Below are 14,640 nucleotides of genomic sequence, written 5' to 3'. Positions count from 1 at the left end.
GCGTATCGGGCCGCCGGGGAATCCTGGGCACACCGGCGCGGAGCACTATGGCTGCCTGGGCTTTTGCGGTACTTCCAGCCGTCGAAAGAGGGGCAGGGCAAGGGCGTGTTGCGAACCTGTGCGTCCTCGCCTGTTCCGTCGTGGCCGGCAGAGAGCCGACCGGGGTGGGGGCGCGCCATCCGCGTGGCGCCCGGGCGGCGGGTGAGGGAGGAAGCGCCGGCCGGACATGGACGCGGGCGGTGGTCTGTGTGAGCGCGGCGACGTCCTCTGGCGGGCTGCTGGACAACAAGGCGGGCCCGGGCGTCGTGGCACTGTACCGCGAGCCGTACGGGCCGGTGCGTGCGTGCCGCGCTACGGCGCTGCGTGGGTTGGCCCTGGAGGAGTTCGGGCCGGTGAGCGAGCCGGTGCCGTACCGGGGCCGCAAGGGCATCATCACGTACTGGCCGATCGCGACGCGGGAGCAGACGGTGGTGTGCGGCAGCCTGCGGCAGTGGCGGCTGGCTATGGAACTCGACTTCGAGCCGCAGTGGGTGGCGTTCAGCGCCAGCCCGGTGGAACTAAGGTGGCAGGCCAGTGGGCGCGAGCGCCGCTGGCGGCCGGATTTCGTGGCGCGCACCGCCGATGGGGTACGCGAAGTGCTGGTGCTGAAGCCGCCGGGCAAGCAGGACGTGCCTGCGTCGAGATCTCAGATGCTCGCGGAGGTGGCCCGGGAGGCAGGCTGGCGGGTACGTCAGGTCCGCGAGCCCTCAGGGGTCCGCGGACGGAACCTGGCCTGGCTGGCCGGCTACCGGTTTGCCTGGGGTGATGAGGAATCCCGGGGGCGGGCTCTGCTGGAGACGTTCAGGTCACCGAGGGGGCTGCGGGCGGGGGTGGCGGCAAGCGGACTGGACAAGTTGTCGGGGCTTGACCTTGCTTATCGGCTGCTGTGGCAGCGGCGGCTGCTGTTCGACGGTAAGCGGCCTCTGTTGCCCGATGCCGAGGTGTGGACAGCCTGAAGGCCGGAGAGGGGCGCGTGGCGATGACGGGCAAGGGCGGGCGTGCACAGTCGCTGTCCATCGGGGCGCAGGTGCGCTGGCAGGGGCAGGAGTGGGAGGTGGTGGAGTGGCGGGGGTCTTTGGTCACGTTGGTGGGGCAGAACGGCGAGGAGTCCCCTCGCGCGGTGTCGTACCGGTGGCTGGTGGGAGCGGACGACTTCGCCGTTCTCACCGGCGGTGCAGCGCAGGCGGTGAACGGAGCGGCCCGTAGGGCGACGGGGCTGCAGGAGGGACGGGAGGAGGAGGCCGTTCTCTGGCAGGCGCGCATGGTGGAGATCGACACCGGTTGGGCGCCGGGCCGCAGCGAGCGTGCGCAGGGGTTCGGGCCGGAAACGACGCTGGCCCAGAGGTGTGCTGCGATGTCGGCGCGGATGGCGGCTGAGGGGCTGCGCTGCTCCGCCCATACTCTCGCTGACAAGCGGCGTAAGTGGAAAGCTGCTGGGGAGAACCCGGTCGTTCTGCTGCCTGCAGCGCGGGAACGACGACCAGGGGGCTTTACCGATCCGCGCTGTCTGACCGCCATGCAGGACGTCGTGGCGCGACGTGCGAACGATTCGGACGTGACCATCGACCTGATCCGTGAAGAGGTCGAGGACCTGCTGCACGCGCGCCATGGCAAAGAGCTCGGTGGCCGGGCGGCCGTGGCGGCTCTGTTGCCTTCCCGGTCCACGTTCTATCTGCGGATGAAAGAGTCCGGACTGGCTGATGTCCTGGACCTGCCGACTCGCGGCCGTGCTGCGCTGGCCTCCACTCCGCCGCTACCCCATGGCGGGCGTGAGGTCGTGCTGCGGCCGGGGCAGGTGACGCAGGTCGACACGACACCGCTGCGGATCCTGGCCCGCGGCGACAACGGCCGGCCCATCGCCACGGAGATGACCACGCTGATCGACGTGGCCGGTCACAGTCTCTGCGCGATGATGATCACTCCCAGCCGTCCCAGGGACACCGAGAGTGGGCGGGTCGGCCAGGCGACCCGTGCGATCGATCTGACCTTGATGCTGGCCCAGGCTTTCGCGCCCTGGCCCGTGATGCCCGGCTGGGACCCTCTCAGCGCGGCTGCTGCCTCGAGTCTGCCGTTCGAAGCGCTGGCGGCGGCGGATGAACGGTTCACGGAGGCGACCGCCGCCCGCCCGGTCATCCGCCCCGAACTGATCGTCTACGACCAGGGCAGTCCTTATGTGAGCGAGCACTTCACCGAGGTCTGCGACCGGCTGCGTATCGCCCGCCGCCCCGCGCGCAAGAGGACCGCGTCCGACAAGCCGATCGCCGAGCGCTTCTTCATCACCCTCGCGGTCCGCTTCAGTCAGTACGTTCGGCACGGCTGGCAGGGCCGCAGCCACAGAAAGCGTGGCCGCGGCATCGACCGCATGCCGCTGTTCACCATCGCGGAGCTTCAGCAGATGGCCCAGGAATGGGTGGCGCTGGAGTACCAGCAGAACCCGCACTCGGGGATGTGTGATCCGTTCCGCCCGGGCATCATGCTGTCCCCCAACGACATGTATGCCGTCCTGGTGGCACGCAGCGGCTACCGTGCCGTACCGCTCTCCCCTGCCGACAACCGCTTCTTCCTGCTGGCGCGGTGGGTCACTCCAGGCAAGGGCGGATTCATGATCAACCGCCGGACGTATCAGCCCGTCGCGCAGGACGCCGGGCACTACCGGGAGATCCTCCTGCGCGGCGGATCGAAGCTGCCCGGCCGAGGCAGCCAGTGGGAATGCCGCTTCAACCCCTACCGCCCCGAGCGGGTGTGGCTGTACGACCACACCACGGACACCTGGGTGACCTGCGATTTCCGGCTGCGGCACCTGCTGACCGATCCGTGGACTGCGGACATGTGGCAGGAGCACGCAGAGCAGCACCTCGTATCCGGCGACAGCAAGCAGGACGAGGAAGCCATCGCCCTGTCCCTGGCGCAGCGCGACCGGCGGCGGCGCTCCTCGAAGACGCCGCCCAAGCGCACCGGGAAAGAACCGATCTTTCAGGGAATGGAGCTGGAGACCGAGGAACCATCCCAGGACCCCTACGCGGAGCTGGAGGAGTTTGACCTGTCGACGCTGCGACCTTATCCGGCACAGCCCATCTCTCCCTGGTCCCCTCCGGCCGCAGACTCTCTGCCGGCGCTGCCCGCAGGCGCAGGTGGCACAGAGACGTCGCAGGGCGGGCGGGACCCGCACCCGCTGGCAGCGCTCTTCCCCGACGACGAAGGCGACGATTTTACGGACGGCGCCGTGGTCGAAGATCCGGACGATGTCTATGAGGTCGTCGAGGCGGAGCTTGTCGACGACGTCGATCCGGATGGTGATGTCGGTGGCGAGAGCGAGGGCGACGTGTGGGAGGCGTAGACGACGTGCCACAGCCGTGCACATCCCGGCACCACGTAAGCCTGCGCCCGGGGCAGGACATCCGGCTGTGGGCCGGCCTGTGAGTGCAAGGCCGAACCGCGATGAGAGAGAGGTGTGATGAAGGCATCCGTCGAACTACGCAACAAGCGGGAAGCACGTCTGCGTCAGCAACTGCAGGACACCCCTATGCGGCCCCTGCCGCTGTTCCAGCTCACCGGCTGGACACACTTCGTCGACGAGGATGTGCTCCCGCCCGCCCTGGCGCCGGACAGTCCACCCGACGCGAACCGGAAGGAGGACGAACAGGCCATCGCCTACCACCGGCATCTGCGCATGGTGCCCACCGACGCGATGACCCACATGCAGGACATGGTCGTCAAGGCGGTCCACGGCAACAGCGGGCGCCGTGACGGGCTGATGGACCACGTCATCGACGGCCCCTCAGGCACAGGCAAGTCCTGCCTGCTGCGGGCGATCGGACGCACCGCCCAACGAGAGATCGAAACCGCCATGGGCGGCAGGCAGACGAACACCATCCCGGTCGTGCACATCACCACCCCCGCCGACCCCGAACAGAGGGTGAACTGGATCTGGGAAATCGGCTCCTACCTGGGTCTCAACCCCGAGCCGAAAAGCCTGGCCGAGGTTCTGGAGATGCGCCGCCACCAGGACGTGACCCTGCCGGTCAACTACGTCCTCGAGACCGCACAGACCCGCCTGCTCCTCATCGACGACATCGACCGAGCATCCCCCCAGCACCTGGCGAACGTCCTCCCCTACTTCGACTACCTGCGCAACAAACTGGGCATCTCGCTCATCTTCTGCGGCACCGGCGCCAGCCACCGTCTGCACCAGGCCCGCATCCTGGCCCAGGACCTCACACGGGTCAGCGAGGAGAACCGGGTCCGGCTCGAACAGGCAGGCCGGCCAGCCGAGCCCGTCTCGCCCTCCCCCACCGCCCTGCTGCCGGTGACCTGGCTGCACCCCCTGCCCCTGGGCACCAAAGCCGAGGAACAGGAGCTGTTCCGGCGCGTGCTGACGGGCTTCGAGGCGGACCTGAGCCTGTACCGCCTGGAGGGGAATGCCCTGAGCCAGCATGCCGCCGAACTCCACCGGCGTACCGGCGGTTACTTCAAAGCCCTCACCTACGTCGTCTCCACCGCCGCCGTCATCGCGATCCAAAGCGGCAGCGAGAACATCACCATGAAGGAGATCAACGCCGCGACAGCACAGCTCGGCTGAGCCGCCCCGGCGACGCTCCTGCAGACGCTGAGGGGAGGAGTGGCTGGGGTGGGGAGTCGCAGGCGCCGAACTCACCGGCCCTATGCCCTCCGCCCTCTACGCCGCGGTCGCAGCCGGGCGCAGCCCGGCCAAGGCCGCGTAGGGAAGGTCCCTCGACGGCGTGCCCGTACTCCTGTTGGTCGACCTCTCCCGCTATGGAGCGGCATGGATGCGGTCCGACTGTGTCTGGGCGGGTGCTCTGACCGCCTCTGAGGAGGTGACGGCCGACTACCCCTTTGCCAGCATCGGTGCCTTCCAGCAGAGGCTGGAGAGTCCTGCCGTTGTTGGTATGGGTGTCGGGCTCTCACCACATCTCGGTCCTGAGTCCCGACAGGCGGCTGAGGAACTGTGCGACGCTCTGGGCTGGGCCCGCTCCTGACCGCCCCGAGCCTGGCGACCGCGTTGCTACACCCGTGAGGCCTGCCCCGGGTGCACACGGCTCAGTCAGGTCCCACGACGATGAGAGCACCAACTACCTGCAAGAACGCCAACCACGTGAGAGGGGACCTATGAGCAGTCGTGGTGACATGCATTTCCCGGTCATCATCAACGGGCTCGACTACCTGCACAGCACGGTCAGTTCGCTGGCCGACGAGCCGGAGGGCCGCGCGCTGAAGTACGCCGTGCTGCACCTGCAGTTCGCGGCCGAGACTCTGTTCAAGGCACGTCTGGAGCAGCACGATCCGGCCCTCGTGTGGGTGAAGCCGGAGAAGTTCGACGAACGACTGCACCGTCAGGGCGACTTCAAGAGCGTCGGGACGAAGGATGCGCTTGAACGACTGCGTGACAAGGCGAAGATCGCGGATCCGATCGACCCGGATCACGCGGCCTTGAAGGCCTTGGTCGATCTGCGTAACCGTCTCACTCACTTCGGGGCCACCGACACCGCCGTTGCCGTGGAAGCGCGAGCCGTCCCTGTCCTTGACCTGCTGCTAACGTTCATCGACGAGGAGCTGCTGCCCCACGACAACAGCGATGCGGCCGCAGAGGCCTGGGAGCTGATGGAGAGCATCAGACCGCTCGTCGGCCGGATCCACGGGCTGGTGAACCACCGCCTGGGCCCTCTGGGCGAGAAACTCGGGCCCGCCAGCGGCCATACGCTACGGTGCCTGTCCTGCGGCCACTTCGCGGCGCTCGTGACCGGCGGTGACGAGCGCCCTGTGGGATGCCTGCTGTGTGGGAAGGCCTACGACGACATTCCGGATGCAGTCGAGGCCTATGGCATCGGGAGCTTCTATGAAGCCATCACGCAAGGCGGGGAACCGCCGGCTTACGAGTGCTCCGAATGCTCCACCGGGCAGGCATGCGTCGTGCCAGTACCGACAGCCGAAGAGCCTGACAGGCAGGTGCTGATGTGCCTGTGGGGTGTGCACCCCGTCGAGGGTGTGTGTGGCGACTGTCAGCGTGGGGCCGACTTCGCACTCGACATCGGAATGTGCAGCGACTGCACCGGCAACGCCTACGCACGGTTCTGAGGGGCACCAGGGCGGTTCTGACTACAAGGCAGTTCGTCGAATCGTCCTATCAGCCAGTTCCGGCCCCGACGGTCCCGCCGACAAGGCGGACATCTCACGGCCGCCCCTCGGCGTCATCGCGTCGCAAAAACTTCGCAGTCTCGCTCTCCTGGCTCGAAGCCCCGCCAACGACGTCGCATCGCACCCTCTCCAGCCGCCAAACACACGGCTGCGGTACACCGTCGGGCCGACTCCCGGCGCCGACCGCCACACCGGATCTGAAGCCCCGTCCACCTCCGCAGCACGAATAGAATCCCGCACTGATCACTACATTCCGAGACAACTGCTAAACCTGCGCTTCAGAGCCCATCCACCCCATCAACACTTCTCGTAGGCCACTCCAGAGGCGCCTGGAGCAGTCCGGAAACGATCACTAGATCACCAGCTCAGACAACCCATCGATCTGGTGATCGTCGGCAGATTCATCAGAGGAGCGGGCGCATGGAGGGCAGAGTGACGACGGCGTCGAAGTCCCAGATCCGCAGGAGTTCGAGGAGTTTGCGCAGGTTGCGTGAGTCGAGGGCGGCATCGAGTTCGTCGATGAAGACCATGTGCGGCCCCTGGTAGCCCTCGGTGGAGTAGAAGGCGTGTGCTGCCGCGAGTAGCGGCAGCATAGTGACCAGTCGCTTCTCTCCTCCGGAAAGGCTCGCGAGGGGGTTGTTGCGGGTGGTCAGCGTGCGAAAGACCTCGGCGTCGCTGGTGGGGTCGTCACGGAAATCGTTGTGGGTGAGTGCGATCTCCCAGGTAAACCAGTTGCGGTAGTTGAAGACGTGCTCTACGCGTTTGGCCCATGTGGGGTGGTTGGCTTCTTCGTTCTTCAGCTGCTCGATGAAGAAGTCGTACATGCGGTCGAAGTTGCCTGTGAGGTCGACTGCCTGGATGAGCTGGAGTGCTTCGGTGGCGATCGGGTCGTTCTTGGGCTGCCACTGGAGGCGGATTCCGACGTTGGCTACGCCTGTCCGGACGCCGTCGAGGGTTTTGGTGATGTCGTCGACGATGCTCTGGGCCGTGTCGATGCGGGTGTTGATGTCTCTGCGGAGTTCGGAGAAGACAACGCCCTTGACTTCGTTCTGCACCTGTTCGCTGAAGTCGTTTTCCAGCGTGGTGATGGTGTGGGTGAGGCCGGCCAGGATGGCGCTGAGCGGCTGCATGTGGGGTTGCGTGGCGCCGGCTTCGCTTGCGTGGCCGAGGTGGGTGACGGTGATCCGCCGCCAGGTGGTGCCGGGGATGTCCTCGGAGACGACGTGCCGGTTGATTTCCAGGAGTCGGCTGAGGTTGTGGCGAATGCGGCGGTCGAGTTGTGTTCTGGCTTCGCTCTCGGCTGTAGCTGCCTGTTCGCGGGTCGGCGCGAGGCCGAGGCCTCGTTGTTCCATGACGGCCCGGGCGATGTCGAGTGCCTCGCCGGGATGTTCGGGCCGGTGAAGGCTCTCGCTGTCTGCGAGTTCGGCGACCAGCCCGTGGTCGAACAGCGCCTGCAGTTGAGTCAGGGCCGCTGCTCGTCCTTCTGCCGCGGCCGCGACGCGCGCGGTACAGGCCACGGTCTCGTCGCCTCTGCGCGAATGGTCAAGGCGGGCCTGCTGATCGGCGTTCCGGCGTTCGGCAAGGCGGGTGCCAAGGTCGTTCTGTTCTTTCAGGCGTTGTTCGAGTTCGGCGGAGAGCTGCTGGTACGGACGCTCATGCTGGCGGACCTCCTCGTCATGGCGGTGGCGCGCATGGTCGGCGGCGCGTTGATCGTCGCTGGCACGTCGGCGAAGTCGTTCCGCCTGCTCTTTGGCGGCGGCGGCATTGCTGAGGCTGCCCGCAGCGGTCTGCGCGGTGAACTGCGCGCGCATGGCGGCGTCGCCCCAGCCGGAGAGGGAAGCAATGAGCGTCTGCAGGCGGCTGCGGTAGCGCCCCAGGGCTTCGGCTTCTACCGGGAGCTCGGCGACGCCATCGCGCGCTGTGGAGTGCAGGCGGGATACGGCTGTACTGAGCAGGCGTGTGCGGCGGCCGAGTGCTTCCTCGGCTGCGGTCGCTTCCTTCGCCGCCTCCTGGGCGCACCGGTGGGCCCGGCCGGCCGCTTCCTGGGCTGGGGCCAGGAGGTCGAGTTCGCCCGGGAGGTTCCTGCGGTCCTGTTCGGTTTCGTGTGCGGCTTGTCGTGCACGGCTGAGTGCGTGGTGTGCTTGGGCAGCCTCGACCCGAGTCCTGTCGGCGTACTCGTTGGCGGCGTGCAGGGTGCGAGTGGCTGCGATCGCGGACTTTGTGGCGACGGTCGTGGTGGTGAGGCGCCCGGCCAGCTCGGTGCACAGCGCCAGGGCGGCTTCCGCGGCCTGCTGGTTCATGGTGAGGCTCGCGTTGGTGCAGGCCTGCTGTGCGGTGCGAGAGGTGGACTGCCGGTGCTCCTCCACGACGGCGGCGGCGTGTGCCGCGTCGCCGGCGGCGGCGTTCTTGACCTCGGCTTCGAAGGCAATGGTGGCGGCGGCTTCTTCAGCGCTGCGCCACGGTACCGGGTCGGGGGTGGCCTGCTCGCGATCGGCGGTGGTCAGGTCGCGCTTGAGGGTGTCGACAAGCGTACGGGTTGCGGCGAGTGCCGTTGTCGCGTGGTGACGTTTCTCGTTGAGGTCGGCGAGGAGCTGCTGGCGAGCGCGTTCGCGGGCTGCGGCACCGATGTGGCAGGCGTCCCAGGTGGCAGGGGACGCGGCGGCCAGGGGGCCGATGTATGCGGTGCCGTCCAGTCCGACGGCTGCCTGCCCGGGCAGCGGTTGTTCACCGGGCTGCAGGAGGCGGATTCCTGCCAGGATCCGTCGGACCAGTGCCGGGTCGAGGGGGGTGTGGGAGTCGGGCACCAAAACGTCGGCCAGGGACGGTCCTTGGTGCTCGGGGGTGAGGGTGAGGGTGATGTCACCGACTGCCATTTCGCCTGTGGGCGAGATCCAGGCGTCCAGGAGTCCGGCCGCGAGCAGGGCTCCTTCCAACCGGCTGGCTTCGTCGGGCTGGAGGTGCTGGGCGAACTCGACGGCCTCCCACAGGGGCGTCCCGGCCCGGCCGTGCCGCGAGGCCCTCCAGTCCGGTGGGGTGGGAGGGGTGCCGGCCTGACGGGCGTGGCGGATCTTCGCCTCGAGGTCTTCCAGGGATGCGCGGTCTGCGTCCAGGCGCAGTTCTGCTTCGGCAAGTCGGCCGGAGAGGGCCTCCACGGCGCTGCGGTGCGCTGTCGCGGTGTCCTGGGCGAGGTGGTGCGCCGCGTTGAGGTCAAGGGGGCCATCGGTAAAGTCCGGCAGGCGCAGGCCGGCCGGGTCGAGGATCTTCAGGTCGTGGGCCCATGCGTGAACATGGCGTGCCCAGGTGTGTGCTTCCTGGTCCGCGGTGCATCGTGCGTCGCGGGATGTCTCCTCCGCGGCGTCTGCGAGGGCTTGTGTCTTCTGGGCCTGGGCGTATGTGGCGGTAGCCCGATCCTGGGCGCGTGCGGCGTCGGTGAGGTCGCGGGCGGCTTGCCGAATCAGGAGCCGGCGGCGGCCGAGGTCGCTGTGGGCGGTCTCCTCCAGGGTGTCGAGGAGACATTCCTCCTGGTCACTGGGCTCCGTGTGAGTGGTGGACTTCGGGCGTGGGGGTGCGGGGCGGGTGACCTCGCGGGCGGCGTGTACGAGGTCGAGCAGGGAGCAGGGGGTGTCGGTCAACGCATCGGCTTTGTTGCTCAGCGCGTCTGCGATGGACGTGGCTTGCCTGACTGCTCCGGCCGCGAGTTCACTGGCTGTGGTGGCACGCGCGGACGCTTCGTCCGCAGCCTGGGATCGGGCATCCGCGCGTTCCTCGCAGGCTCTGACGTCGAGCTTCGCGAGGGCGTCGGCGGTCTGGTCGTTGACCCAGGCGCGGATGGCAGTCGGGTCGAGCGGGGTCGCGTCGCCCAGGTCGTCCGGGAGCGCCGGGAGTCGCTTGAGGTGGGTGCTGTAGCGCGACAGTGCGGTGCGGGTGGCCACCTCGGCCTGTTCCAGCGCGTCGGTCGCATCCTGTGAGTGTGCTTCTGCTGTTTCGGCGTGCTGCCGCTTGTTCTCGTAGGTGTCTTGAGCGGCGCTCTGCTCGTTCTGCTCGTTGGTGAAGTGCTCCAGCGCTGCCTGAACACGTTCGGCCGCCTGGGACTGTGCCTGGCCCCATGCTGCTGCCTGTTCGCGGGCGGCTACGGTGGCGCCGTTGTCGGCAGGCTTCTGGTGCTGCTGGGTTTCGCTGAGGACGCTGGCCAGCGGCTCGTGAAACGCCGCGGCGCCCAGGTCCCCGGCGAGTCTGCCGAGGTCGTGTGTCGTCTTGGCCCAGGCCGCCAGGGCTTGGTCGGCTGTCTGCTGGTCGGCTGCGCTCTGTGCCTGGCGCTCTTGGTGGATGGCTTGTGCTTCGTCGGCGTGCTGCAGGCTGTCGGAGGCGCGCTTCTCGCAGTCCTGGGCGTGGCGGCTGAGGTCTGCGAGGCTCGTTCCGGGATGCTCGTTGAGCCGGTTCTCGAGGGTGCGGATTGTGCCGCGTAGTTGCTCTGCTCGGTCTTCGTCCTCCTGGAGGGCTGCGGCGGCCTCTTTCTGTCGCTGTTCTGCGAGGGTCTCTGCGTGGAGTGCCTGGTCGCGGGCGGTGACGGCGTCGGCGTGCAGGGTGTGGAGGTTTGCGTAGGTCGTAGCGGTCGTGGTGGCGGCAGCGGCGACGTAGCGGCGGTAGGCGGTTCGGACGTCGGACAGGATGCCGCGCTCGGTGTGTGCCGCTTGCAGGTGGCCCTGGAGCTGTTCGGCCTTGCTCAGAGCGTCGGCAAGGTTTTGGACGCGGCGGGTTTCGAGGGCGGGCAGTGCGGAGGTAAGGGTCTCCTCCATGATCCGGGGGCTGATCTTGTCTCCGGCCTGGACGCTGCGCAGGGCGCGCAGGACGGTGGCGAGGGCGTCGGTCTGGGTGCCGTCCAGCGGCTGGTACATCAGCTCGCGGACTGTCTCCGGATAGTCCTCTTCCTTGCGCAGCACAGAGGTGTGGTCCCGGCATTGCTGTTCCAGGCGGGGGGACGAGGTGAACAGCAGGCCGTCGAATGCCTCCAGCTGGGCGGCGAGGTCGGTGATGGTGACGGGCATGCCGTCCCGTTCGAGGATGAGCTGGGCGTGGACGCGGGCGGGGACAAGGAACCACGCCCGGTCCAGGGTGTTGCGCTGGCCTCCGCCGCTGTGCAGCCACAGACCGGCGGTGAGCCACCGCGTACGGGAGTGCGGGCCGTCGGGGTCGGTTCGTCCGTACTCCTGCCACCAGGTGCCGCTCTTGGGCGGTCCTGGCCTGCCTAGCGTGTGGATGGCGGTCAGCGTTCCGGCGGCCTCTGCCGCGGCCGAGAGGTTCTTGGCGGTGACGTTGCCATCGATGAAGGTCGGGAACAGGACGGCGCTGGTCAGGGACTTCCCGGAGCCGTTCATGCCGACCATGGCAAGGCTGCCGCCTGCGTAGGCGAACTGCTCGTTGGTCCAGAGCCAGGAGTTGACCGCTCCGGCCCGGGTGGGCTGCCAGCGCCCGCGTGCGGTGGGGTGCGGGTCGAGGGTCGGTACATCGGTGAAGGCTCCGGCCGCGTCGGCGAGGAGGCGGTGGCGGGGGGTGTCATTCATCTCGGCTGGATCCCTCGTGAGCTTCGGTAGCCGGGTGCGGGCGGGGCGCGTCGGTGATGCTGAGTCGCCAGAGGTGGATGGCGGGGGTGGGCTGCCAGCCGGTGCCGGGCGGCGGGTCGGCGGGTCGGCGGTGCACGCGCCGATGGAGAGCAGGTGGTGTACCGCGGCGGTGGCGAGGGTTCTGGCCTTGCCTGTGCCTTGGTAGTTGCGGGCCCACCACGGTCGCTGTCTGAGGTGCTCGGCGAGTACGTCGGTGGTCCAGTGGAGGCCGAACCAGGCCATGGGGTCGTCCCGGCCTGTCAGGGCCTCGAGCAGGAGCAGGGCTGCTTGCTGCTCGACGGTGCGGCTGCAGGGGAAGGTGAGGTCCGTGGTGTGTCCGGCCGGGTCGGTGATCATCCACCAGTCCTGGCGGACCGTGCAGGCCAGGCCGGCGGCTGCGGCGACGTTCAGGGCCTGCTCGCGGCCGCTCCACGAGGAGAGGTAGGCGCCTGGCCCGGTGGCGGGGTCGGGCGCGATCCCGGGGTTGTCCAGGACGGCGCGCAGTGCCGTGTGGCGGTGGTGGCGTGCCGTGTCGACGGGGAGTGCGTCCTCGGGCGGGGGTGCCTGGTCTGGGCAGAGGGCGGCGATGTGGCTGTCGGGGGCGTCCAGGTCGATCGGGAGGAGTGAGGGTGCTGGGCAGGCGATCAGCAGGGCGAGGCGTTCGCGGCGTGCGGTGATGGTCAGGTCTGCGTCGATGTCCTGTTCGAGGACGTTCAGGGGCTGGTCGGAGGTGAGGAAGTGCCAGGACTCCAGGAGGCGCAGGGCGTCGATGAATGCCATGCGGTGTGCGGCGGCGGTGGCCTGCTTCTGTCCTGCGGTGGCGACCGGCTGGAATCGGGGAAGTCGGCCTGTTGAGGCTTCGGTGCCGCATGCCTGGATGACGGCGCGCTGGAGGTGGTTGAAGGTGGTCTGGGTGGCGCGCCACATCTGCTCGCAGATCAGCGCGGTCAGGATCTGTACGAGAGGAGAGACGGGGGTGCGGGCGGACGGCTTGCTGCGGTGCAGGAGGGGGACGCGGCCGGCGGGTGGGTCGTAGTGGCGTTTGTAGAGGCGGCCGATGCCTGCCGGGCGTTCGATGTGGAAGCGCCAGCCGGGGTTTTCGCTGAACCAGCGGGTGATCTCGTGTCGGTGGTGGCAGGCCAGGCGGAACTGTTCGGGGTCGTCCTCCTCTGCCAGGATCTGGTGGCCCAGCAGTCTTGCCACGACCGGCTCTGCTTCGGGGCTGAGCGGTGGCTGGTCGCCGGTTGGAGCGGGGGGTGTGGTGGTCATGCCGCTTCCTCTCCTTCTCGCGGCGGGGTGCATCGAATGCGGATGAGGAAGTCGGGGGCGATCAGCTCTCCTTCTTGCAGCACGACGCTCACCGCGTGACCTGGCGTGCCGATCCACAGGGTCAGTTCGGCCCCGACCGTGGCGGCTGTCCCCGTGCCTGTTGTGTCGTCGAAGCTGTTGAGGGCTTCCTCGATCAGGTCCACGAGGACTTCGGCGTGCGCGGTGTCCAGTCCGGTGAAGTGGGTCAGCGGGACCACTCCGGGCGTGGCCAGCGCTCTGGCAATCGATTCCGTGCGGGCGATCTCGGCTTCGTTGGCGGCTTCTGCCGCTCGCCGCTGCTCGGTGAGGTCGGCGACCTTGCGGGGTGCGCCGGTGGAACGCGCACCGCGGTCATGGGGCCGCAGGACCAGCTTGATGGTGCAGCTGCCTGCGCTGCGGGTGGTGTGCAGTGGGGCGAGGGACTCTTCGACGGTCTCCACGGGATGGCGGGCGGGCCAGATCCCGAAGGCCGCGGCGAACACCTGCTGGGTGCGGGCCTCGGTGGGCTGGGCGTGCAGCATCCGGGCGATCTGGCGGAAGTCCTCGCCGACGTCGCTGCCCCGGGCACTGGCGTAGAAGCGTCGGTCGATGGCTCCCAGCAGGGCGTGGATGGCGTCCGCCGCCGCGTTGACCAGGCGCTCGATCGAGCCGTGGGGTACGAACCATGCCTCGAGGTCGGCCAGGTCCCGTTCCCGGTCGGCCGTCCACGCTTGTCGTTCGGCCGGGTCGAGGATGCCGGCACCGGCGATCGCGCGGTGGACGACGTTCTTGGTGCCGACCTCGGCCAGTGCGCCGAAGGCCGCCCTGACCTGGTGGAGGGACTGTTCGGTGCGGCGTGCGAAGTGCTGCAGGGCCAGGAGAATGTGGCGGCGGCTGGTGATGAACACCGCGTCGTCGGTGACGTCCCCTTGTGCGAGGGAGCCGACCGCGCTGTAGAAGTCTCCGCCTGCCTCCTGGAGCTGCTCCAGGTGTGCGCGGACCTGGTCCAGGGTGGGGTCTAGCATTTCGGCGTCTTCGTGGTACTGCTGCAGCAGGACCTGAAGGGTCTGCTCGACGGCGTCGAGCAGACGCGGTGGAAGCCGCAAGGACCGGTGCAGACGGCGGGCGATGTCCCGGATGCCGGCCACGACCACCCGGCCCTGCCGCGTGAGCGCCCACGCCTCACGGCGCCGGCGTCCGTCACTGAGGCTCTCGACGGCCGCGGTATGGTCGACGCTCGGCGTGACGTATCCGTGGGCCTTGAGGACCTCGAGGACTTCGACGAGGTCTTCGTTGCCGGCCGCGTTCTCGTAGCCCACCTCAACCAGCAGCTTCCTGATGTCGGACAGCGTCCACATCGGGCCGCGGCTGCTCGCCACCAGCAGAGCGGCGAGTACGGCGCCGGTCAGTCGCTGCTTCCCAGCCTGTCTGTCGTCGGTGAAGACGTCGAACAGGCCGGTCTCCACAACGCTCCACCAGTCCTCAGCCACGTGCGCTGGCCCTCCCCTTTCAACACGCCCTGCTGCGAGTGCCGTTCGGCGCGGCCCGCGCCCTGGACAGG

At 68.5% G+C, this 14,640-nt stretch carries 6 protein-coding genes; 4 read left to right on the top strand and 2 right to left on the bottom strand.

Annotated elements, in window-relative coordinates; all coding sequences use genetic code 11:
* The first annotated feature begins 248 nt into the window (after positions 1 to 248).
* The 4 genes from ACFYOU_RS22775 (at position 249) to ACFYOU_RS22760 (ending at position 6,132) form a co-directional block, all read left to right on the top strand.
* A complete protein-coding gene (locus tag ACFYOU_RS22775; RefSeq protein ID WP_391308011.1) occupies positions 249 to 995 on the top strand; it encodes a TnsA-like heteromeric transposase endonuclease subunit in 747 nt (248 codons plus the stop codon).
* Positions 983 to 3,376, top strand: a complete 2,394-nt coding sequence (locus ACFYOU_RS22770) for a transposase (RefSeq protein ID WP_391308009.1) — start codon at positions 983 to 985, stop codon at positions 3,374 to 3,376. The genes ACFYOU_RS22775 and ACFYOU_RS22770 overlap by 13 nt, the downstream gene beginning before the upstream one ends.
* Positions 3,377 to 3,493: 117 nt before the next feature.
* Complete coding sequence (locus ACFYOU_RS22765) at positions 3,494 to 4,618, top strand: AAA family ATPase (protein ID WP_391308007.1); 1,125 nt, start codon at positions 3,494 to 3,496, stop codon at positions 4,616 to 4,618.
* 548 nt (positions 4,619 to 5,166) lie between these two features.
* On the top strand, positions 5,167 to 6,132 hold the full coding sequence (locus tag ACFYOU_RS22760; RefSeq protein WP_391308006.1) for a hypothetical protein: 966 nt from the start codon (positions 5,167 to 5,169) through the stop codon (positions 6,130 to 6,132).
* A 464-nt stretch (positions 6,133 to 6,596) separates the two neighbouring features.
* Here the strand turns inward: ACFYOU_RS22760 and ACFYOU_RS22755 are convergent, their stop codons facing one another.
* Both ACFYOU_RS22755 and ACFYOU_RS22750 read right to left on the bottom strand, forming a co-directional pair.
* Positions 6,597 to 13,061 carry a DUF2398 family protein gene (locus ACFYOU_RS22755; RefSeq protein ID WP_391308004.1) on the bottom strand — a complete coding sequence of 2,155 codons (6,465 nt, stop codon included), beginning with the start codon at positions 13,059 to 13,061 and terminating at the stop codon, positions 6,597 to 6,599.
* A complete protein-coding gene (locus ACFYOU_RS22750) occupies positions 13,058 to 14,569 on the bottom strand; it encodes a DUF2397 family protein (RefSeq protein ID WP_391308002.1) in 1,512 nt (503 codons plus the stop codon). Before ACFYOU_RS22750 ends, ACFYOU_RS22755 begins: the two co-directional genes overlap by 4 nt.
* Between the last annotated feature and the right edge of the window lie 71 nt (positions 14,570 to 14,640).

The sequence above is a fragment of the Streptomyces sp. NPDC005955 genome (assembly GCF_042871255.1).
Taxonomy (GTDB): Bacteria; Actinomycetota; Actinomycetes; order Streptomycetales; family Streptomycetaceae; genus Streptomyces.
This window is presented reverse-complemented; position numbering and strand designations above follow the sequence as displayed.